The sequence below is a fragment of the Treponema sp. SP13 genome (genome assembly GCF_050938355.1).
GTDB classification, from domain to species: domain Bacteria; phylum Spirochaetota; class Spirochaetia; order Treponematales; family Treponemataceae; genus Treponema_D; species Treponema_D socranskii.
This window is the reverse complement of record NZ_JADOVM010000005.1, coordinates 154,351-176,436: the sequence shown is the minus strand read 5'-3', so window position 1 is coordinate 176,436 and position 22,086 is coordinate 154,351. Positions and strand designations below refer to the sequence as shown.

The following is a 22,086-nucleotide window of genomic DNA, read 5'->3' as shown; positions in this document are numbered from 1 at the left end:
CCGCCGCGCAACGCGCGGCGGGGTCTCTCTGAAAACTTTAACTCATACGGCACGATCGATGTACCGTGCGGTCTGCCCGTGCCGTATCTTTCGTTCATCCTTCGTCAGTCGGCAGTGATAGCTATGCGTTTGGGAGCGGAAAGCGCTTTACGCGGTATGGCTACCGTGAGCACTCCGTTCTTAAAGGACGCGGCAACCTGTTCGCCGTTGACATCGTCGGGAAGCGTAAAGCGGCGACTGAACTCGCTGACGCGGCGTTCGCGGATGAGCCATTTGCTTTCATCCTTTTTCGCGTTTTTATTCTGCTCCTCTTTTTTCTCTTCGTGATGCGAAGAGATGGTCAAAACGTTGTGATCGAGTTCGACGTTTACGTCCTTTTCGGTCATGCCGGGCAAATCCATTTCAAGCATGTACGCGTCTTTCGTTTCTTTTACGTCGACTTTCGGCACGTTGAAAGAAGTACCGAAATTGAAATCGCCCATCGTGTCGTTCAGCGCGTGATTAAAAAAGCTGTTGAAAAGTGCCAATTCGTTCATATCAAACCTCCATAAAAACTTTTGCAGAAAGTTGCAACTTTCGAAAAAGTTTTTAGCCGTGCGCAAATGCGCACACGTTCAATAATTGAGTTTGCAAATACAGTGTTATTGTACTCGTACGATTTTTATCGGAACGATATATATACACGTCTTCTGCAAACATCCAGCAAACTCGAGATAAAAAGCGACGGCGATATTTCAGACGACGCTTTTTATCGTACCTCCAAATGTTTTTGTAATTCACGGAAGCCGCTTTTTAGAGCCGTTTCCGAGCGGGTTGCGATCCTTTCGATTTCGCAGCTCTCACTTATCTTTATAGCAATTTTTATGCCAACTGTCTAAAAAAAGGTAAAAGCAGTAAAAAACGCCGATTTTATCCCGTATAGATCGATAAAACGACGTTTTTGTCGAAAATTTTGCATTGGAACAGAAAATTTTTTTTCTGCAGAGGTAAACGGCACCGAATTTTTTACGGATGAGGAAAAATCTTGTCAAAAATATACATATTGAATCGTTTTGGCGCGCTTATATGTGTCAAAAATACACATTTCGATGTGTCTGTTAGGAGCGATTGTGAGTATGCGTATTCTTAATTGGCAATTTCCGTTTCCACTGCTGCGCGATACAGCCTACGCCGCCGTGGAGCCGTGCCGAAGGCAGCGACCGGAGCGGAGCGAGGACGCCGCGCGTGAGCAAGCGGCGGAAGGGCGGCCGGCAAAAAGGTTTCGTCCCGATTAAAAAACAAAGAGCCGAAGGGGCACAGTAAAGCCTTGCTGCGGGAAAACTTAAAATACGGGAAAAACCGCCTGTGAAAAATATTTTCTGCGCGTTTTATAAAGCGGTGCTATACTGATAACGTTATGGCAAAAAAGTTGAAAAAAGACCGTGAAGAAAAAGTAAAAGTTTTTCGCATTCTCAAAATCGACGAAATCATCCGTTACGGGAAATTTCCGAATGCATCGTATCTGTGTAAAAAGTTTGAAGTGTCGCGCAGTACGATTATGCGCGATATCGATTTTTTGCGCGACCGGTACAACGCTCCGCTTGAATACGATGAGGCAAAGCGCGGTTATTATTATACCGATCCGACGTTTTTTATAAAGAGCGTCATGCTTTCCGAAGGCGATCTGTTTGCGGTGTCGGCGGTTATTCCGCTCTTGGAGCAATATCGAAATACGCCGCTCGAATCGTCCATGAAAAATATTTTCGATACGATTATAAATCTTATGCCCGAAGAAGTTTCCGTCGATTCGTTTTTTTTGTCGGGCGATTTAAGCTTTATAAGCGATCCGCTGCCGCAGATAGACAACGGCGTTTTTTATGCGGTTTTCGAAAGTCTGAAAATGCAGCGTACGCTCGAATTCGAATACAAATCGCTCGGAGATAAAACGTATTGCGTGCGGCTCGCCCAGCCCTATCACGTGATTTGCCAAAAAGGGAACTGGTATATGCTCGCTTATTGTTTGAAACACAAAAAGTGCAGGATATTCGCATTTTCGCGGATGAAAAATCCGAAAACGACGGAAGAGCGTTTTGACCGCCCGAAAGATTTTAATCCGAAAAAATATTTCGACAGCGAATTCGGCGTTTGGAATACCGCCGGCGCTCCGGTGAAGATAGAGCTTTTGTTCGATGAAAAGATAAATACGTATATTTTGGAACGCAGCTGGCACCCGACGCAGCGCCTTCGGCACAACAAAGACGGCAGCGTATATCTTTCATTTAAAACGAATCAACTGCCGGAAGCGCTTCATTGGGTTATGAGCTTCGGGAGCGCCGTTACCGTGCTCAATCCGCCCGAACTTGTCGAAGCGGTAAAAGCGGAAGTTCGAAAGATGGGTAAATTGTATTGACGAAACGGAGCAAGTGCGTAAACGCGCCGCCCGCGATTTTTTAGTTTTTTACCGGTTTTGATCAAATCAAAAAAATAATAAAACGGCTCACCTGTATCATTTGTTGACACACCCCCTGTTGTATACTTTCTTTGTAAAGCTCTTACAGCACTGTTACGGCAATGATTGTGCCGCAGCGATTCGGCACGTTTATCGAGCTGTGTGCAAGGAGGTTTGTATGACGGAACAACAGATGAAAAATCGAAAGATGCTTCAGGACGGAGCGGCGCTTACGGCGCTTGAATGCCTGGATGAGTCGGGCGGAGATATGGACTATGCTTGGGAAAGTATTCAAGGTTATTGTCTTACCTCTGCGGAAAACACTCATATCATTCACGAAGCAAAAAGAGCGTATAAACAGGTGCTTAGAATGCGGGAAGAGGAAGAACGGCTCAGAAGAGAAGCCGAAGCAGCTTCATGGGGAGGACTCATCGGTGAGTTGATTACTTTGGGCAGTGTTATTCTGTTTTTTTCATGGGTTTGGCGAGCATGTACTTCTTTTTGAAAAGGCTGCGTATCATTGCTGACGATACGCAGGATCATGTAACCGTAGGGATGATAATCAAAGATGAGAGGTTTGTATGACGGAACTGAAAAATCGAAACGATGCGGATGTCATCGTTCTGGCGGCAGGAAAAACGGATCCCCTTTGTTGGGGCTTTAATCGGACGCGGACGGGGCAGCTTGATTTTTGCGGAAAGCTTGAAGGCATCACGGACGGAGTGCTTGCCGCAAGACAGATGCTCGACGGAAGCGCATATTTTTCGAGCGCATGGTATACGTATGCGGACGAAACGCTTTGCAGGGACATCCGCGTGTATCTTGCAAACGATTTTGAAATCGCGGATGCCGATACGTTTGCGTTTTTGACCCACGTCGGCGCGCTTTTGCTTGCAGTCGAAAACGGCGATTCTTTGCTTGCCGCGGAACTGCTTGCACGCCGGACGGCTTTGTTTATGAAGTTTCCGCAGCTTACGCTCTTTATCGTAAAACCGGTTGCGGCGGAAGCGCTTTTTGCGTGGCTATACGGGCGCACGCACAGCGATACGGCCGCCTTTACCGCGCTGTACAAAACGAATGCGTTGCTCGGTGCAGGCAAAACGGATACGGGGTTTTTGCTGTATTGCGCGGCAAAAGATGTTTTAAAACCTGATACCGCAAACGAAACGCCCGAGCAAATGTTTATACGGTATTTTAAAAATCGCAATGCGGCATTTACGATCGGCATTGTCGGGACGAACTTTTACGGTTGGAACGACGGATCGGATTTTCTCGATGATACGCTTTCCGAAAAAATCGGCGACGATATTTTAAACGGCACGCAAAAAGTACGCGACGCAAAGAAAAAGCTCTATGCTTCGCTCCGTGTGAGCGTTCAAGCCGAACCGTATAATCCGCACGATGCCAATGCGATTTCCGTTTCGGCGGAAGACGTTTGCGCGAAAGTCTTGGGCAATGCGGGTTTGCAGCGTGCCGGGTACATCCGTGCGACCGGAGCTGCGATCCTTCGCGCCGCCAAACCGAATACATTCCGTTTTAACGCACGCCTTGCACGTATCGGCGATATGCAAAACGGGCGCGGCGGTATCGTTGTGCGGGTGGAAGTGTGAGAGGGGATAGGCGTCTTCGGCTGACGCAAGGATGAGCTGTAAGCGGGTAGGCGGTAAAACGCTACAGGCAGGTTCCGCATAAAATGAGTTGCGGAACCTGCCTAGTGTAGACATTATACACAAACAATAAGTTTCAATTCACGTGTTTGACAAGTCGCTCCCTCGCGGGAGCGTGAATTGAAACTCCTTGTTCGAGAAAAACGTTTTTACAGGAGTTTTCCGAAACGCCGGATGCGACGTTTACATTTGACTGCGCATTTTTTTATTCGACAGCATGAGCCCACAGATCGTCAGCGCGACACCCGCTATGCCGGGTGCGGTGATCCGTTCACCGAGTGCAAAATACGCGAATACAATCGTCACGACGGGAATTAAATAAATGCCGACGGTTGCACGGACGGAACCGAGCTTATCGCATGCGGTGTTCCACGCGGCAAAACAGAGCGCGGACGCGGCGACGCCGAGAAAGAGCAGATTTATCCAGTTGAGCGGTTTTGCAAAACGGGACATATTGACAGCCGCATCGAACGTTACAAAAAAATTGTTATTGTCTTTTGCAAGCGGTGACAGAGCACCGAAAAGTACGAGCGGTACCATGCAAACGATCGCGTAAAAGAATATATGTCGTACGACTGCCAATTTATTGCAGCGCAACGCGTTGATTTTCGTGACAAAGAGCGTATAGAATCCCCATGAAACTGCGGAGCCGAGCGCAAGCAAGTCGCCTTTCGGCTTGAGATGAAATTCCGCCGCTCCGTTAAAGCTTACGAGTGCGACACCTGAAATCGCAATGACAAAACCGGCGATAAAAAAAGGCGTGACGTGTTTTTCGTGCAGAAAAATCTGTGCGACGATTGCAGCGAAGATCGGACAGATCGAAACGATAACGCTTATGTTCGACGCCGACGAAAACATGATCGCGATGTTTTCGAGAAATTGATATACCGCAACGCCGCTTAAGCCTGCCGCGACGAAAAGCCATTCGTCTTTTTTGCACGCAAGCCGAAGCGGATGCGGGCACAAAATCCACAGCATGACATAGGCGAATAAAAATCGGATGACGAGAATTTCCAGTGCGGAAAAATCTTGTAAAAGCGATTTCGTACAAACAAAGGTGATGCCCCACACAAAGATCGAAAAAGCGGCAAAGAAAAAACCGGTGAGCGATTTTTGCGGTTGTCGATTTTTAAACATGACGAAAGTATAGCACATTCGCTTGATAAAAAACAGCGTATTCGATACGATAATACCGTGCACGAGCACGGTATTATCCCTTAATCAGGAGAACACAGCTATGAAAAAAATTACAAACGTCCCCGAAGTCAAACTCGGGATCATCGCGGTAAGCCGCGACTGTTTTGTCATCTCGCTTTCGGAGCGGAGGCGCAAAGCAATCGTAGAATCCTTTTCGCAGTACGGCACGATTTACGAAGCGAAGACGACGGTCGAAAACGAAGTCGATATGCTCAAAGCCGTCGACGAAGTAAAACAGGCGGGCTGCAACGCGCTGTGCGTATTTCTCGGAAACTTCGGCCCCGAAACGCCTGAAACGCTCATCGCAAAAGAATTCGACGGCCCCGTATTGTACGCCGCTGCGGCCGAAGAGCGCGCAGGCGATTTAATCGACGGGAGAGGAGACGCGTACTGCGGTATGCTCAACTGTTCGTACAATCTCGGGCTTCGAAAACTCAATGCAGTCATCCCCGAATATCCGATCGGAACCGCCTGCGACATTGCAAAAATGCTGCGTGATTTTATTCCGGTCGCGCGTGCCTGCATCGGCATCGCGAATTTGAAAATCATCACGTTCGGCCCTCGCCCTCAGGATTTTTTTGCGTGTAACGCGCCGATCAAAGCGCTCTACGATATCGGCGTCGAAATTCAGGAAAACTCGGAACTCGATTTACTCGTGTCGTACCGCGCGCATAAAGACGACGGCCGCATTCCCGAAGTCGTAAAAGATATGGAAAGTGAACTGGGTACGGAAGGCAACCGATTTCCCGATCTGCTCCCGCGCATGGCGCAGTTTGAACTTACGCTGCTCGATTGGGCGGAAGCGAACAAAGGTGCGCGAAAATACGTCGCGTTTGCAAACAAATGCTGGCCGGCGTTTCCGAAAGAATTCGGCTTCGAACCCTGCTATGTAAACAGCCGTCTTGCGACACGCGGCATTCCGGTTGCGTGTGAAGTCGACATCTACGGCGCGCTCAGCGAATATATCGGCACCTGTGTGACGGGCTCTCCGGTCACGCTCCTCGATATCAACAATTCCGTACCCGCCGATATGTACGAAAACGATATCAAAGGAAAATTCCCTTACGCTTACAAAGCGACGGACGTGTTTATGGGATTTCACTGCGGTAATACGCCGTTTTGTCGTTTAAATCCGAAAAGCAAACCCGCGATCAAATATCAGCTCATTCAGCATCGCCTGCTCGAACCGTCGGGCAGTGCACCCGATTTTACGCGCGGTACGCTCGAAGGCGATATCGATTCCGGCGATATCACGTTTTTCAGACTTCAGAGCGCTGCGGACACGACGCTGCACGCGTACATCGCGCAGGGCGAAGTGCTTCCCGTCGCGACGCGTTCGTTCGGCGGCATCGGCGTGTTTGCGATTCCCGAAATGGGCAGGTTTTACCGTCACGTACTCATTTCAAAACGGTACCCGCACCACGGAGCGGTAGCCTTCGGACACGCGGGCAAAGCGTTATTCACCGTGTTCGACTATCTTGGCGTACAGGATATTTCATACAATAAACCCGCCGGGCAGCTGTACGGTGATGAAAATCCGTTTGAAAACCGATGCGACGAATACCGGGCGTAAAAACCGCTCGGCATTCGATCGATATCGAAAAGGCTGAACATGGCTGTTACGATAAAAGATATTGCGGCAAAAGCCGGCGTGTCCCGCGGAACCGTCGATCGCGTGCTTCACAACAGAAAGGATGTCAAACCCGAAGTAGCGAAACGGATCCTTCTCATCGCCGACAAACTGGGCTACATACCGAACCGCGCAGGCAAAGCGCTTGCAGCTCGCAAACAGCCTATTCGCTTCGGCTGCCTGCTTCCCGACAGAGACAATCCGTTTTTCAACGATGTCATCAAAGGATTTCGGCGAGCCGAAGCGGAGCTTAAAGATTACGGCGTAAGCGTAGAGCTGATTCACATACGCGGATTCGACGCACAAACGCATATCGCCGCGATAAAAAAAGCGACAAAAAAAGGCTACAGCGGTATGTGCATCACAACGCTCGACTTACCCGAAGTACAGCGGGAAGTTTTCGCGTTCACGGACGGCGGCATCCCCGTCGTCAGCGTCAACACCGATATCCCCGACAGCGGAAGAATCTGCTATGTCGGCACCGACTACAAAAAAGCGGGGTACACCGCAGCGGGCATGTTGTCGCTTATCACAAAAGAAAAACAAAAATTATTAATCGTAAGCGGTTCATTCCACATGCGCGGGCACAACGATAGAATCAAAGGATTTTGCTCCGGGCTTGCAAAACACGGCATTGCATACGAAATTATTAAAACGGTAGAAGCTTTCGACAACAATGAAGATTCATATACGCTCACACGCACGATTCTTTCGGAGCATCCCGAAATCACCGGCGTCTTCGTCGTCGCAGGCGGCGTCCCCGGAGTATACCGTGCGATAAAAGAGCTCGGTCGCTCTTCAATCGCGCTACTCGTGTTCGACGATTTGCCGGAGATTAAAAAAATTATTAAAGAAGGCGGCATTGCTTTTACGATCTGCCAAGAGCCGGAAACGCAAGGCTATATCGGCATCATGCGATTGTTCTCCTATCTCATGGAAGAAGGCAAAAAGCCGCCCCAAGACTATATCACACAGACGATTATTAAAATCGCCGGCAACCTATAGGAATAGCGTACCGAAAAAACGCGTTGTCACGTGCGGCGCAATCGGCTACAATAAATTCATGCGAAACAAACAAAACGACGAACTTGCGGTGTGCGGACTTTCCGCCGTAAAAAAGCTCGAAAAAAAAGATTGGAAAAAAATCCGCCGATTGTATTTTACAAAAGAAACCGCGCCGTTTTTCGGAGGCTTGTGCAAAAAGCTTGCGGAAAAGGGCGGCATATATAATTTGGTCGAGCCGGCCGATTTGGAAAAACTTTCCGGAACCGTGCATCATCAGGGCGTCGTCGCGATGATCTTTATGCCGAAAATTATGCCGCTCGATTCCGACGTCGCGGACGAGTGGATCGCAAACGGCGAAAACGTGCTCGTGCTCGACCGCATCGGCAATGCGAACAATTTCGGCGCAATCGTCAGGAGCGCAGCTTTTTTCGGTATGAAAAACATCGTTATCCCGGCGGACGAATCGCAGTCGGCCATTACGACGAGCAGCTACCGCATCGCCCAAGGGGGCATGGAATTCGTCGATATCTATTCGGCGAATTCGATTGCGCGTTTTATGGAAGCGGTACGCGGATGCATGATGCGGATCGGCACCGATTTGCGTGCAAAAAAAACGCTTGCGGAAATTGCCGGTATGCGCGGCGAAAAACCTCTGCTCATCGTGCTCGGCAACGAAGAGGACGGCATCTCAGACGACGTGCGCAAAAACTGCGATGAATGCGTCATCATCCCCTTTGCCGGGTTCGCCGAAGGAGCCGAACCTGCGATACAGAGCTTAAACGTCGCGCAGGCGGCATCGGTCATTTTATACGAACTGCAAAAAACGCAGCCGCCGCACTGATGCGGGACGGAAAATATGATTTCCGATATTGTTGTCCCGAATGAGATATTTTCAAAACATTGTCAAAAGACGCTAAGCGTGTTATGATTCGTATTATGAAATACTTTATCATGTCCGATATTCACGGAAGCGCCGCCGCGTGCGAAAAAGCGCTTGCGCACTTTCAAACGCTCGAATGCGATAAAGTTATTTTACTCGGCGACGTGCTGTACCACGGACCGAGAAATCCGCTACCGGAAAATTATGCGCCCGCCCTTGTCTCGCAAATGCTCAATCCGCTTGCACATAAGATAATCGCGTGCCGCGGAAACTGCGATGCCGAAGTCGATCAGATGGTACTTGCCTTTCCGATTTCTGCGGATTACGCCTGTATCGTCGATGACGGTGTGAGAATTTTCGCATCGCACGGGCATATCTATTCTCCGGCGAAAAAAACGTCGGACGAAGCGGTCGTCGCCGGAAGCAAAATTCCGCCGCTTTCGCCGAACGATATCGAATTGTTCGGACACATCCACGAACAGCATTTGTATAAAACGCAAGAAGGTGTGCTTGTATGCAATCCCGGTTCGACATCGCTTCCGAAGAACGGCTCTCCTGCGGGATTTGCCGTATACGAAAAGGGTGAAATCGCACTGTACGATATGGATGGGCGAGAACTCAAGCGGATGAGCTGCAAATAAGCAGCCCGCAAAAAATTGCATTAAATTAAATCAAGGAAACTGTCCATAAACTGAAGTTTTTGGACGCCGCCTGTGTAATTTTAAGGGACGGCAAACCGGTTTTGTCTGAATATATTTGGAGGACTTTACATGATGAAAAAAATTATTAATTTCATACTGCTCGCATTTGCAGGGGCGGTACTTTTTGCAAATGAAAAAACCGGAGAGCGCTCTCCTGTACGAAGTGTGTCCGAAACGAAACCGCGCGTAGTTGCGTCGACGTCGTGGACGGCCGCCTTTGCCGATATCGCAGGAGCGGACGGCGTCGAAACGATCGCACCCGCAAACCTCCGTCATCCGCCGGAATACGAAGTGACGGTGAGCGACATTCAAAAAATCGCAGCGAGCGATTTTTTCGTCTACGCCGGTTTTGAGCGTATGATGAAAACACTCGGCACTTCCGTCGGCACTGTGCAGATGATACGGATTGCGAACAACAATTCGATTGCGACTGTGACGAGCGAAACGGCAAAAATCGCGGAAAAGCTGGGTACGGAAAAAGAAAACGAAGCGCGCCTCGCGCTCTACGTAAACGCAATACGAGAAGCGAAAGCGGAAATCGAGCGCAGAGGAAAATCGAATGCAAAAGTTCTGTGCCACACGCATCAGCGCTATCTCGCCGCCGATTTGGGTTTTACCGTTGCGGCGATATTCGGAGCGGAGGGAGTGACGGCGAATCAAATCGCGGATGCGAAAAGCGGCGGCTACGATATAATCATCGACAACGTGCACAACCCCGTCGGCAGCCCGCTTGCCGAAGTCGCGCCGAAAGCGGTATACGTCGTGTGGCGGAACTTTCCCGATAAAGTTGAACGGAACGCGCTGCTGCGCGTCGTACAGGAAAATATCGCCGCGCTGATGAAGGCGCTCTAACAATTTACTCGATGCGGGTTTATGCTATTGATTTGCCGCTTTATAAATTTCGAACATATCCGCTTCGTATAACACTTTTGCAGAACCGCGCTTGCCGCCCGTCGCGAGGCTGCATTTGTGCGCGAGCGTTTTCATTTGCTCTTCGGAAAGATTGATGTCGAGCTCTTTGAGGTTCGTCGGCATTTTTATTTTGCGGAAGAATTTTTCCATCGCTTGAATGCCGCGCAGTGCGATCTCTTCCGGATTACCGTCCGCAATCCCCATGACGTTAACGGCAAACTTATGGAAACGCGGCAGGCAATCCTTATACACGTAGCGCGCCCAGCTTCCCCAAATCGCCGCGAGTCCTGCGCCGTGCGCGACGTCGAACATACCGCTCAATTCGTGTTCGAGCGCGTGCGACGACCAATCGCCGCCGCGGTCGTTACCGCAGCCGGTGAGCCCGTTGTGTGAAAGGCTTCCCGCCCACATGATTTCCGCGCGCGCATCGTAATTTTGCGGTTCGTCGCGCAGTATCCGCGCATTTATCATAACCGTGCGCATGAGCGATTCGGCGATGCCGTCGGTGATTTCCATATTGCCGCCGTTTGTAAAATAGCGTTCCATCGTATGCATGAGGATATCGGTACAGCCGCACGCGGTTTGATAATCGGGAAGCGTCATCGTCAATTCGGGATTCATTATCGCAAATTTCGGACGGCAAAAATCCGTATTGCAGCCGCGCTTTACCTGCCCTTCTTCTTTGGTGATAACCGTACTGTTGCTCATTTCGCTTCCTGCCGCTGCAATCGTCACTACGACGCCGATCGGCATACACGCTTCCGGCACACGCGTGTGTTCATAGAAATCCCACACGTCGCCTTCGTTTGCAACGCCGTAGCCGATTGCTTTTGCCGAATCGATAACGCTGCCGCCGCCGACTGCAAGGATAAAATCGACGTTTTCTTTTTTAACAAGATCGATGCCTTGATACACGAGGGAAAGGCGCGGGTTCGGTACGACGCCGCCGAGTTCAATATACGAAATATGCATTTCATCGAGCGATTTTTTTATGCGGTCGAGAAGCCCCGACTTTTGTACGCTGCCGCTCCCGTAATGGATGAGTACCTTTTTGCATTTTTGTTCTGCGACGAGCGCACCGATTTGCTTTTCCGTCTCTTTTCCGAAAACGACTTTCGTCGGTGTAAAATATGTAAAATTGAACATACAACCCCCTATAAAGTTGAAATACAAAGCGACGGCGATATTTCAGACATCGCTTTGTACCTCCTTTCGTTACGGTTTCGATAGTTCCAGTATATATCGATTGAACGACACGTGCAATAAGTTTTTATCTGCCGTGTCTAAAAAGCCGTTCGGCGGCTGCCCGTACACTGATTCGCGCAGAGGCTTATCTCTCATGCCTGCCCGTCCGTTGATGTGTGCCGATTGTTGATTGCACTGCACGCTTGTGTTATGATAAAAAAGGAGGCCGGTATGATTATTAAAAAAATCGCTTTGCCGCTTTCCGTACTCTGCGCGCTTGCATTCGCATTTTTTCCCGCATCGTGTACCGTAAAATCTTCGGAAAAAGCGGCACAGGAAGCGACCGACGCACTCGCGATGCCTTTTGCGCCGATCGATTTCGACAAAGCGGAAGCCGCAAATGAGGGGCTGCAAAAAGAATCGGAGACGGGGAAATAAGAGCGTTAAATTATCTACCTTTTTTCGGAAAAAAACGAACTTTTTCGCGGCCGCGGCTGCGATCGTACGGATATCGGCTTCCGTTCAAAAAAACTTAAACCGAAATCGATAAAATTATTTATGTACTTTTTTAAAATACCGCCGTACAATCGATTCATCGGTTCTTATAGAAAAGGAGGAACTTTATGAAATTGATTAAAACGATAAGCTGCATCGTAGCGGCAAGCATCTGCATGGCGGGCGCGTTTGCAGCCGGACCGAAGGGTGTCATCACGGTCGGCTATGCGCAGGTCGGCGCCGAATCGGATTGGCGGACGGCGAACACGGAATCTTTTAAAAGCACGTTCACCAAAGCGAACGGCTATAAACTGATTTTCGACGATGCACAGCAAAAACAGGAAAATCAAATCAAAGCGATCCGCAATTTTATCCAACAGGATGTCGATTACATCGTCGTCGCTCCCGTCGTTGAAACGGGATGGGAAACGGTTCTCAACGAAGCCAAGCGCGCAGGTATCCCCGTTTTGCTTTCCGACCGCTTAATGAAAGTTTCCGACAACAGCTTGTACGTCTGCTGGGTCGGCGGAAATTTCGTCAAAGAAGGAAACGATGCGGTCGCGTGGCTCAACGGATATTTGCAAAAAATCGGCCGCGATAAAGACGATTTGAATGTCGTCCTCATTCAGGGAACGATCGGTTCTTCCGCACAAGTCGGACGCACGCAGGGCATCACCGAAGGGCTCGCAAAAAATCCCAAATATCATCTGCTTGCAAAACAATCCGGCGAATTCACGCAGGCAAAGGGACAGGAAGTGATGGAATCGTTCTTAAAAGCGTATCCGAAAATCGACGTCGTATTCTGTGAAAACGACAACGAAGCGTTCGGCGCAATCGATGCCATCAAAGCCGCCGGCAAACGCCCGGGCAAAGACATCATCATCATTTCGTTTGACGCCGTTCACGAAGCGTTTAATAAAATGATCGCAGGAGAGCTCAACTGCGCGGTCGAATGCAATCCGCTTCACGGGCCGCGTATCGCCGAAATCATTCAAAAACTTGAAAAGGGTGAAAAGGTTGAAAAGATTCAGTACGTTGTCGAAAGCGTGTTCGATCAGGCAAATGCTGCAAAAGAATTACCGAACCGCAAATATTAATTGCACAATATATTAATAAATTTGCCGGAACGCCTGAAGCCCGTGCGTCTCCGGCATTTTCAATTAGTCGAAATCTCGAAAAAATCGCTAAAGGCGAGTTTTTCGAGATGCCTTATCGCAACAGCGGAGGAACTATGAACGGCGATGTTATGCTTTCTATGAAAAATATTTCCATAACATTTCCGGGCGTAAAAGCGCTTCAGCATGTCGATTTCACGCTGCGCCGCGGAGAAATACACGCGCTGATGGGAGAAAACGGCGCCGGAAAAAGTACGCTTATCAAAGTTCTCACCGGAGTACATACGCGGGACGAAGGGACGATACTGCTAGACGGTAAAGAGATCGACAACCGTTCGCCCGAAGAAGCGCTGCAAAACGGTATCAGTACCGTATATCAGGAAGTAAATCTTTGTCCGAATCTTTCCGTTGCCGAAAATATTTTCGTCGGACATCAGCCGAAAAAACATTTTGCCATCGATTGGAAAAAGATGAACGAGACGGCAAAAGAAATTCTCGGTAATGTCGGACTTTCGCATATCGATGTAACGCGCGCGCTCGGCAAATACTCCGTCGCGATCCAGCAGATGATCGCCATCGCGCGCGCGGTCAACTTCAACTGCAAAGTGCTCATCCTCGACGAGCCGACGAGTTCGCTCGACGATCGTGAAGTCGCAAATCTCTTTGCGGTTATGAAAAAATTAAAATCGCAGGGAACGGGTATCGTGTTCGTTACGCACTTTCTCGAACAAGTATACGAAGTGTGCGACAGAATTACCGTGCTTCGCAACGGAGAGCTCGAAGGCGAATTTCCTATCGGCGAACTGCCGCGTGTCAAACTCGTTGCGACGATGCTCGGCCACGAATTCGACGAACTCGCGTCCATCCGCAGCAATACGCAGGACAGCGATCGTTCCGATCACGCAGCGGAAGTCGTTCGTGCGGTCGGACTTTCTCACACGGGTACGATAAAGCCGTTCGATATCGCAATCAAGCAGGGTGAAGTCGTCGGGCTGACGGGATTGCTCGGCTCCGGCCGCTCGGAGCTTGCGCGCACCTTGTACGGTGCGGACAAAGTCGATACCGGTACGCTGTTTTTCAAAAACGAAAAACTGAAAGCGTCGGAACCGATCGACTCCATGCGCGCGGGAATGGCGTTTTTGCCGGAAGACCGCAAAGATGAAAGCATCATCGCCGATCTGTCGGTGCGAGAAAATTTAATAATCGCGCTGCAGGCTAAAACCGGCGTTTTCAAACTGCTGCCGGCGGCGAAGCAAAACGAACTTGCCGAACGGTACATCAAAGCGCTCAATATTAAAACGCCGTCACCGGAAACGCTCGTTCGTCAGCTGTCGGGCGGAAATCAGCAGAAAGTGATCATCGGGCGATGGCTTATAACGCATCCCGATTTTTTGATTCTCGACGAACCGACGCGCGGCATCGATGTCGGAACAAAAACGGAAATTCAAAAACTTATCGTTCAGCTTGCAGGGCAAGGCATGACTATTATGTTTATCAGTTCCGAAATCGACGAAATGCTCCGTACGGTGAACCGTCTGTGTGTACTCCGCGACGGAAAAAAAGTCGGCGAACTCGAAAACGACGACCTCACGCAGCACGACGTTATGGCGGCGATAGCCGGAGGAGAAAACAATGGCAACGAATAAATCGCTGCGGCAATCGTTAACGCGCAATCCTCTGTTGCTGCCGGTCGCCGCGCTTATCATCATGCTTTGCGTAAACGTAATCATTACGCCGTCGTTTTTTAAAATATCCATTCAAAACGGTGTGCTGTACGGCTATACGATCGACATTTTAAACCGTGCGTGCGAATTGGTCATTTTGTCGATCGGCATGACGCTCGCCGTCGCTTCTTCACGCGGTACGGATATCTCCGTAGGTGCGGTCGAAGCGGTCGCAGCCGCAGTCTGCGTCCGCCTGCTCGGTTCAAGCTACGACGCGTATGCCGTCCCTTTCGCATTCGCGGCGTTGATGTGTCTGATTGCAGGCGTCGCGTGCGGCGCGTTCAACGGGTTTCTCGTGGCTCGCCTTCGTATACAACCGATGATCGCCACACTTATCCTGTTTACCGCAGGGCGCGGCATCGCGCAGTTGTTGAGCGCGCGGGAGATCAACGGCGTCATGGTGCCCGGTCAAATTCTCTACGTGCGCATGGAATCGTTTAAATACATCGGAGGTTTTATTCCGGGCGTCGTCATTCCCACGCCCGTTTTTATCGCCGCCGCTTTCGTCATCGCGACGACGCTGCTGCTCAGAAAAACCGCGCTCGGTATGTATATTGAAACGGTCGGCATAAATCCGAAAGCGGGCCGGCTCGTCGGCATCAATTCGACGCTCGGCATCTTTTTTTGCTATGTGTTTTGCGGACTCGCATCGGGCTTCGCAGGTCTCATCTCGTCGAGCCGTATCTATTCGAGCGATGCAAACAATATCGGACTCTACATGGAGCTCGATGCGATCCTCGCGGTAGCCCTCGGCGGCAACAGTCTCGGCGGCGGTAAATTCAATCTTGCCGGTTCCGTCATCGGCGCGATTACGATTCAAGCGCTCACGACGGGACTCTATGCCGTGGGCGTTTCGGCGGATCAGCTTCCCGTATATAAAGCGATCGTCGTCGTTCTCATCGTGACGCTGCAGTCGGAGGAGTTCAAACGGATCCGTGCGGTGTATAAGCTGAAGCGCAGACATGCCCGCAGCGCAACGATGGAGGCATCACAATGAAAACTCAGCTGTTCAAACGAAAACTCGACGGCAGCAATTTTTTGCTTTTCGTTACGATCGTTCTGTTCGTCATAATGTATATCGCAGGCTGTATCATCTTTGCCGATGCGGGTTTCGGTAAATTTCAAACGTTTTGCAATATGCTTATCGACAATGCAGGATTGATAATCGCCGCTTCAGGTATGACGATCATCATGATCACCGGCGGCATCGATATTTCCATCGGTTCGGTCGTCGGTCTTGTGTGTATGATGCTCGCGTATTCCATGCAAAACATGGGGATGAATGCGTGGGCTGCGATTTTTTTCGTGCTGCTGTTCGGGGTCGTATTCGGAGCGGTTCAGGGATTTCTCGTCGCCTATATGAAGCTGCAGCCCTTTATCATCACGCTCGCGGGAATGTTTTTTTGCCGCGGACTGACGGCGATCATCAGCGTCAACCAAATCGCCATCACCGAAAACCGAACCTTTCTCGCCATCGCGAATAAAGATATCCATCTGCTTATCGGCGCGACGGTAAACAGACGCGGTGTAAAGATGTATCCGTTTATCCATCCGAGCGTTATCATCGCGCTCGCCGCAATGGCCGTTATCTGGTACGTTTGCAAGTATACGAAATTCGGACGCAATCTTTTTGCGGTCGGCGGCAACGAACAGTCGGCTCTGCTTATGGGTATCAATGTGCGCAAAACGAAATTCCTCGCGTATATGCTCAACGGATTCCTCGCCTCTCTTGCGGGATTCGTCTTTTGTCTCAACACGACGAGCGGTTTCGTCGAACAGGCGCGCGGCTTTGAAATGGATGCCATCGCATCGGCGGTTATCGGCGGTACGATGCTTACCGGCGGCGTCGGCACCGTTGTCGGAACCTTTTTCGGCGTGCTCATCAAAGCGACGATCGAAACCTATATCCGGTGTAACGGAACGCTTTCGTCGTGGTGGAATAAAATCGTGCTGTCCGCACTGCTCTGTTTTTTCATCGTGTTGCAGAGCGTCTTTATCATGATGAAAAATCAAAAGCGGCAGTAAGTGCAAATGCGCGCGTCGGCGCGTTCGGTATGTCCGCATCGTTTGTATTTGCAGCCGTTACGGTGTATAATGCGCTATACGGAAAGTATTATGCGTAACATAAGCCTTTGTATCGGAGCTGCGTTTTTGTGTGCGCTCTCCGGCTGTACAAAAAAAGCAAACGAAGAGCGGACGCAAAGCAGTATCATACTCGGATTTTCGCAGATCGGCGCGGAAAGCGCATGGCGCACGTTCAATACAAAATCGATGCGCCTTGCCGCCGAGCGCTCAGGTATCCGGCTCCTGTATGAAAATGCCGAACAAAAGCAGGAAAATCAAATCAAAGCGATTCGTTCGTTTATAGTTTATCAAGTCGATGTCATCGTTTTCGTTCCGATCGTGCAGGACGGCTGGGACAATGTATTGCGCGAAGCGAAAGATGCGGGTATTCCCGTCATCGTGTACGACAGAAAGCTCACCGTGTCGAACGAAGACCTCTATGCCGGATACATCGGAACGGACAGCGTCGAAGAAGGACGCGCCGCCGCGCGTTTTTTGCTCGGTAAATTTAAAAACAAGGGCGGCCCGTTCAATATCCTCGAAATACGCGGTACCGACGGGTCATCCGCATCGGACGGCCGCTCAAGCGGCTTTCGGGAAGTGCTCGGGGACGATGACCGCTTTTCGATCGTATACAGCGAAAGCGGAGACTTTATCCGGTCGCGGGGAAAAGAGATCGCAAAGACGATTTTAGCGGCGAACGGCTCCCTTTCGATAGACGGAAAGCCGATCGATATAATCGTCTCCAACAACGACGGGATGACGCTCGGTTTTTTGGACGTGCTCCGCGAACACGGAATCCGAACGGGAAAGGATATCGTCGTCGTAAGCTACGACGCGGAACAGGAAGCGCTCGATAGGCTGAGGGCGGGAGAGATCAACTGTGTCGTCGAATGCAATCCCGACAGCGGTGAGCGTGTTATGGAACTCGTCAAACTTTTGGCGGCGGGAAAATCCATTCCGCGTCGTACCGATATACTCGAGCGGGTGTTTACTGAAAACGACAATCTCGATGATGTGCCGCCGCGAGGTTATTGATATACGATCATGCAAAAAACGAACAGCATAAAAAAGCACTTGAGCTTTTCCTATATCTTCATCATCGTCCTCATGATCATACCGACGGCTTATTCCATAATTGCGCAGCGCATGTACACGCTGCAGTACGATAAAATCATTACCAACGTGAGCCGTGCGAACAGGCTGAGCCAAATCGTCAAAACCGAAATTTCCGACGAAATATGGGACATCGTTGCGGGAAAAGTCGATTTTGCCGAAGGACGGCAATACGTCATACTCGAACGCATACGATCGGGCATCGCCGAGATCGCGCGCTCGACGATACGCGATGACAACCGGCAGCTGCTTGTCGTCGTTTCGCGGGCGGAAAAAACGCTTGAAAATTACGTCGATATGCTCGGCAGGCAAATCGACTCGGGCACAACGGTCGCCGAAAACGAAAAGACGATGGATGAAATACGCGGCGTATCATCGCTCATCTACGACATTTTGCAGGATTACATCGTTGCGGAAATCGAATCGTCGACGAATACGAACGAAAGTTTAAAACACTCGTCGATTACGCTTATGTATATACAGATCGGCATCATAATAATTATTATTATGATTTCCGTGTACGCGTTCACTTCGGTATCGGAAAACATACGGCGTCCGATCCACGATATGGAAATACTGTCGTCGCGCATCGCGAACGGAGACTTGAGCGCGCGTGCGGAAAAGCCCTATGTAGAAGAGCTCGACAACCTTGCGCTCAACCTTAACATCATGGCGGGAAAGATAACCGACCTCATCGATGAGAATATTAAAGAGCAGCAAAATCTGCAAAAGGCGGAAATGAAAACGCTGCAGGCGCAGATTACACCGCACTTTTTATACAATACATTCGATACGATTATCTGGCTCGCCGAATCGGAAAAAAAAGACGCCGTCATAAAAATAACACGCGCGTTTTCCGATTTTTTTCGCATTTCGCTGAGTAAGGGACACGAGTGGATAACGATCGCACAGGAACTCGATCACGTGCGGAATTACCTGACGATCCAGCGTATCCGCTATGCCGATATCCTCGACTATACGCTCGATGCCGATGAAGGGATCGGCGACATCCCCGTCCTTAAATTGGTTTTGCAGCCGCTCGTCGAAAACGCGATCTATCACGGTATCAAAAATAAACGAGGGCGGGGGATTATCTCCGTAACGGCAAAAAAAACTACGGCAGCGGACGGCGGCGATACGCGCATACGATTTACCGTCGAAGATAACGGCATAGGATTTACGGAAGAGCGGCTTAAAATCATCCGCGATGAGTTGCTGCAAACGTCTCCTGCGGAAAACCTGCACACATACGGTCTGTACAATGTGAACAAGCGCCTCAATCTGTATTACGATACGTCGGTGTCGCTTTCGATAACGAGCGAACGCGGCAAAGGGACGCGCGTTTCGTTTACGGTGCCCGTCGAAACGTACGGGAGCGGGGGATAATATGTACAGCGTTTTTATCGTCGACGATGAAATGATCGTCCGCGAAGGTCTCCGTACAAAAATCGATTGGGAAAAGTCGCGCTTTTCGTTTGCCGGCGAAGCGGGCGACGGAGAAATCGCGCTTTCGATGATACAGGATATAAAGCCGGACATCCTCATCACCGATATCAAAATGCCGTTTATGGACGGGCTCGAGCTCGCGCAGGCGGTAAAAAAATTGCAGCCGAAAATATCGATCATCATCCTGTCCGGACACGACGAATTCGATTACGCAAAAAAAGCGATTTCGATCGGTGTGGAAGATTATATTTTAAAACCGTTTACGCTCGATGAAATTCTTCGCTGCTTAAACCGCGTTGCCGAAAAGCTCGACTTGGAGCGCCGGCAATTTACCGACATCTCGCGGATGAAAGCGGAACTCGAATCGAATATCGTGCTCGCTCGCGAAAAGCTTTGTTCGGATATCGTACTCGGCGCACTCGATACGCATACGGCCATCCAAAAAGCGGAAGCGCTCGGCATCAATCTCGTCGCGCGCTTTTATATCGTAAGCGTCGGCACGATCGCAAGCGCGGACGATACGGTCGATGCGTTGATCGCCGCAAAATCGATTGTCCTGTCGGTAAGCGCAAGCATGCCCGACAGCATCGGATTTTTTATCGCGCCCGATACTTTCGTTTCGATCATCAAAAGCGGCGCAAAAGAATCGTGCGAAGAGGCGGCGTTCAACATCGCCGACACGATCCGGCATGAAATCGCAAAAAACACGGCGTGTACGGTTATCACCGCGATCGGTTCGGTCGCCGAACACATATCGCACATCGTCAATTCGTTTCAAGACGCATCGTCGATTTTAAAACGCTGCCGCATTTCGGACAAAAATAAAATAATAAGTGCGGGTGATATCGACGCATCGCAAAACAATTCCATCGTGCTGCAGGAAAACGATCCGCTGGTCGAACGCCTCAATTATGCCGACGAAAGCGAAATCGATCAAATCATACGGGAATACATAGCGCTGCTCGGCGACAATCGGGAGCGCTTTTCGATCATCGCATCCTATCTTCTCGTCGACGTGATCATGGCGGTGTCGAAGATAATCGAACAGTTCGGCGGAAACATTCAAAGCGTTATGCCGGAAATCCTCACGCATGCGTTTATCGATGCCGCCGTGCAGAACGAAAAAACCTTTATCGCGGAAATCGAAAAAGTGCTCGCTTCCGTGCTGCGCTACCGCAACGAGCACGTACGCGGACACTACGCCGACGTCATCCTGCGCGCAAAAAAATATATCGACGCGAATTTTGCAGACCCCGACATTTGCCTGCGTTCGGTTGCGGACGCGGTGCATTTCAGTCCGAATCATTTCAGCACGATATTTTCACAGGAATGCCATACGACGTTTATCGAATATTTAACGGGGGTACGGATCGCCCGCGCAAAAAAATTATTAAAATCGACCGATATGAAAAGCGCGGACATCGCATACAAAACAGGTTTCAACGATCCGCACTACTTCAGTTTTATTTTCAAAAAAGTGACCGGGCTTTCGCCGCGCGAATACCGAACCGATCCGGCAAACGATACATACGCACCGCGGCGATCCGGCTCGGTTTCGGACAACGGCTGAGCGTTTCGTTTAAACCTCGGAAAAACGATCACTTTTTCAGCGCGAGCGTACACCTTTCAACTTCGTCGAATGTCGGAATCGACGGGGATGCGCCTTTTCGCGACACCGCAATGGACGACGCTTTCGATGCGTATTCGAGCGCTTTTTCGACGGGCATGCCGAGCGCGCGGCACACGATAAAATAGCCGGTAAAAGTATCTCCCGCCGCCGTCGTGTCGACGACATCCACGTCGTAAACTCCGTGGCGGTACGTGCCGCTCGCATCTTTGTAGGCGACGCCGTGTTTTCCGAGCGTCAGCACGACCGACGCGCTGCTGAATTTTTGCGTCACGGCGCGAAGGAGTTCATCGCCGTCTCCGAGAGGCGTTTCCGCGATATCGGCGGCTTCCACTTCGTTTACGAGAAAACAATCGACGTAGTGCAGCGGCAGATCGAGAATGCTTTTTTCGAACGGCGACGGATTGAAAAAAATCACGAGTCCGCGCTCGTGCGCTTTTTCGATGATGTAATCGAGCATATTGATTTCGTTTTGGAGGATAATAAAATCGCCTTTTGAAAAATGAGCGAGCACGCCGTCGATGAAATCTTTCGTCTGCATTTTGTTCGTTCCGGCGTAATAGACGATGCTGTTTTGCCCCGATGCGTCCACTTGTATAAACGTGTGTCCCGACGGCGCATCGTATTCTCCGAGCAATGCCTTATCGACGTTCATATCGATGATCGCCTGTTTTAAAATCGCGCCGTCGTTTTTACCGATCCCGCCTGCAATGCAGATTTCAATACCGGACGCTTTGCCGAGCGCGCGGGTAAGCGCCGTCGTCTGATTCAATCCTTTGCCGCCGGGAAATATGTCGCGCCGCACGGCCGCAAGCGTTTCTCCCGGACGCACGAAATGCGGCACCGTATAGACATAATCGATGTTCAACGAACCGAAATTGACTATTTTCATAT

General features: G+C 50.1%; 20 protein-coding genes. 16 read left to right on the top strand and 4 right to left on the bottom strand.

Annotated features, from left to right (window positions below):
- Positions 1-104 precede the first annotated feature (104 nt).
- Positions 105-536 carry an Hsp20/alpha crystallin family protein gene (locus IZU26_RS10280; protein ID WP_021331300.1) on the bottom strand — a complete coding sequence of 144 codons (432 nt, stop codon included), beginning with the start codon at positions 534-536 and terminating at the stop codon, positions 105-107.
- An 860-nt stretch (positions 537-1,396) separates the two neighbouring features.
- On the opposite strand from IZU26_RS10280, the gene IZU26_RS10275 reads away from it, so the two are divergent.
- The 3 genes from IZU26_RS10275 (at position 1,397) to IZU26_RS10265 (ending at position 4,038) form a co-directional block, all read left to right on the top strand.
- Entirely contained in the window at positions 1,397-2,389 is a 993-nt protein-coding gene (locus tag IZU26_RS10275; protein WP_433278831.1) for a helix-turn-helix transcriptional regulator, read from the top strand.
- Between the two features lie 217 nt (positions 2,390-2,606).
- The gene (locus tag IZU26_RS10270) at positions 2,607-2,933 is read left to right on the top strand and encodes a hypothetical protein (RefSeq protein ID WP_021331296.1); all 327 of its coding nucleotides are present in this window, start codon (positions 2,607-2,609) and stop codon (positions 2,931-2,933) included.
- 76 nt (positions 2,934-3,009) lie between these two features.
- Positions 3,010-4,038 carry a hypothetical protein gene (locus IZU26_RS10265; RefSeq protein WP_433278829.1) on the top strand — a complete coding sequence of 343 codons (1,029 nt, stop codon included), beginning with the start codon at positions 3,010-3,012 and terminating at the stop codon, positions 4,036-4,038.
- Between the two features lie 240 nt (positions 4,039-4,278).
- On the opposite strand, the gene IZU26_RS10260 is transcribed toward IZU26_RS10265, so the two are convergent.
- On the bottom strand, positions 4,279-5,232 hold the full coding sequence (locus IZU26_RS10260; protein WP_433278827.1) for a DMT family transporter: 954 nt from the start codon (positions 5,230-5,232) through the stop codon (positions 4,279-4,281).
- Between the two features lie 100 nt (positions 5,233-5,332).
- Here IZU26_RS10260 and IZU26_RS10255 point away from each other — a divergent pair, with 100 nt between their 5' ends.
- From IZU26_RS10255 to IZU26_RS10235, 5 genes are all read left to right on the top strand, one after another.
- Positions 5,333-6,865 (top strand): L-fucose/L-arabinose isomerase family protein, encoded by a 1,533-nt coding sequence (locus IZU26_RS10255; protein WP_433278825.1) that lies wholly within the window; start codon positions 5,333-5,335, stop codon positions 6,863-6,865.
- 39 nt (positions 6,866-6,904) lie between these two features.
- Entirely contained in the window at positions 6,905-7,927 is a 1,023-nt protein-coding gene (locus IZU26_RS10250) for a LacI family DNA-binding transcriptional regulator (protein ID WP_021331141.1), read from the top strand.
- 58 nt (positions 7,928-7,985) lie between these two features.
- Positions 7,986-8,768, top strand: a complete 783-nt coding sequence (locus IZU26_RS10245) for a TrmH family RNA methyltransferase (RefSeq protein ID WP_433278823.1) — start codon at positions 7,986-7,988, stop codon at positions 8,766-8,768.
- Positions 8,769-8,863: 95 nt separating this feature from the next.
- Positions 8,864-9,448 (top strand): phosphodiesterase, encoded by a 585-nt coding sequence (yfcE, locus tag IZU26_RS10240; RefSeq protein ID WP_310824303.1) that lies wholly within the window; start codon positions 8,864-8,866, stop codon positions 9,446-9,448.
- 129 nt (positions 9,449-9,577) lie between these two features.
- A complete protein-coding gene (locus tag IZU26_RS10235; protein WP_433175458.1) occupies positions 9,578-10,360 on the top strand; it encodes an ABC transporter substrate-binding protein in 783 nt (260 codons plus the stop codon).
- 24 nt (positions 10,361-10,384) lie between these two features.
- Here IZU26_RS10235 and IZU26_RS10230 read toward each other — a convergent pair whose 3' ends face one another.
- Positions 10,385-11,566 (bottom strand): iron-containing alcohol dehydrogenase, encoded by a 1,182-nt coding sequence (locus IZU26_RS10230; protein ID WP_433278820.1) that lies wholly within the window; start codon positions 11,564-11,566, stop codon positions 10,385-10,387.
- Positions 11,567-11,836: 270 nt separating this feature from the next.
- Here IZU26_RS10230 and IZU26_RS10225 point away from each other — a divergent pair, with 270 nt between their 5' ends.
- The 8 genes from IZU26_RS10225 to IZU26_RS10190 all read left to right on the top strand — a co-directional run bounded on the left by IZU26_RS10225 (position 11,837) and on the right by IZU26_RS10190 (position 21,135).
- Positions 11,837-12,043 (top strand): hypothetical protein, encoded by a 207-nt coding sequence (locus IZU26_RS10225; protein WP_433278818.1) that lies wholly within the window; start codon positions 11,837-11,839, stop codon positions 12,041-12,043.
- Between the two features lie 185 nt (positions 12,044-12,228).
- Entirely contained in the window at positions 12,229-13,197 is a 969-nt protein-coding gene (locus IZU26_RS10220; protein ID WP_433278816.1) for an ABC transporter substrate-binding protein, read from the top strand.
- 134 nt (positions 13,198-13,331) lie between these two features.
- Complete coding sequence (locus IZU26_RS10215; RefSeq protein WP_315328754.1) at positions 13,332-14,861, top strand: sugar ABC transporter ATP-binding protein; 1,530 nt, start codon at positions 13,332-13,334, stop codon at positions 14,859-14,861.
- Positions 14,848-15,936, top strand: coding sequence for an ABC transporter permease (locus IZU26_RS10210; RefSeq protein WP_433278814.1), 1,089 nt, complete (start codon positions 14,848-14,850; stop codon positions 15,934-15,936). The genes IZU26_RS10215 and IZU26_RS10210 overlap by 14 nt, the downstream gene beginning before the upstream one ends.
- A complete protein-coding gene (locus tag IZU26_RS10205; protein WP_433005157.1) occupies positions 15,933-16,964 on the top strand; it encodes an ABC transporter permease subunit in 1,032 nt (343 codons plus the stop codon). Before IZU26_RS10210 ends, IZU26_RS10205 begins: the two co-directional genes overlap by 4 nt.
- Before the next feature lie 90 nt (positions 16,965-17,054).
- The gene (locus IZU26_RS10200) at positions 17,055-18,041 is read left to right on the top strand and encodes an ABC transporter substrate-binding protein (protein WP_433278811.1); all 987 of its coding nucleotides are present in this window, start codon (positions 17,055-17,057) and stop codon (positions 18,039-18,041) included.
- 9 nt (positions 18,042-18,050) lie between these two features.
- Positions 18,051-19,505, top strand: a complete 1,455-nt coding sequence (locus tag IZU26_RS10195; protein WP_433278810.1) for a sensor histidine kinase — start codon at positions 18,051-18,053, stop codon at positions 19,503-19,505.
- 1 nt (position 19,506) lies between these two features.
- The gene (locus tag IZU26_RS10190; RefSeq protein ID WP_433278808.1) at positions 19,507-21,135 is read left to right on the top strand and encodes a response regulator; all 1,629 of its coding nucleotides are present in this window, start codon (positions 19,507-19,509) and stop codon (positions 21,133-21,135) included.
- Between the two features lie 28 nt (positions 21,136-21,163).
- Here IZU26_RS10190 and IZU26_RS10185 read toward each other — a convergent pair whose 3' ends face one another.
- Positions 21,164-22,084 (bottom strand): ribokinase, encoded by a 921-nt coding sequence (locus tag IZU26_RS10185; RefSeq protein ID WP_433278806.1) that lies wholly within the window; start codon positions 22,082-22,084, stop codon positions 21,164-21,166.
- Between the last annotated feature and the right edge of the window lie 2 nt (positions 22,085-22,086).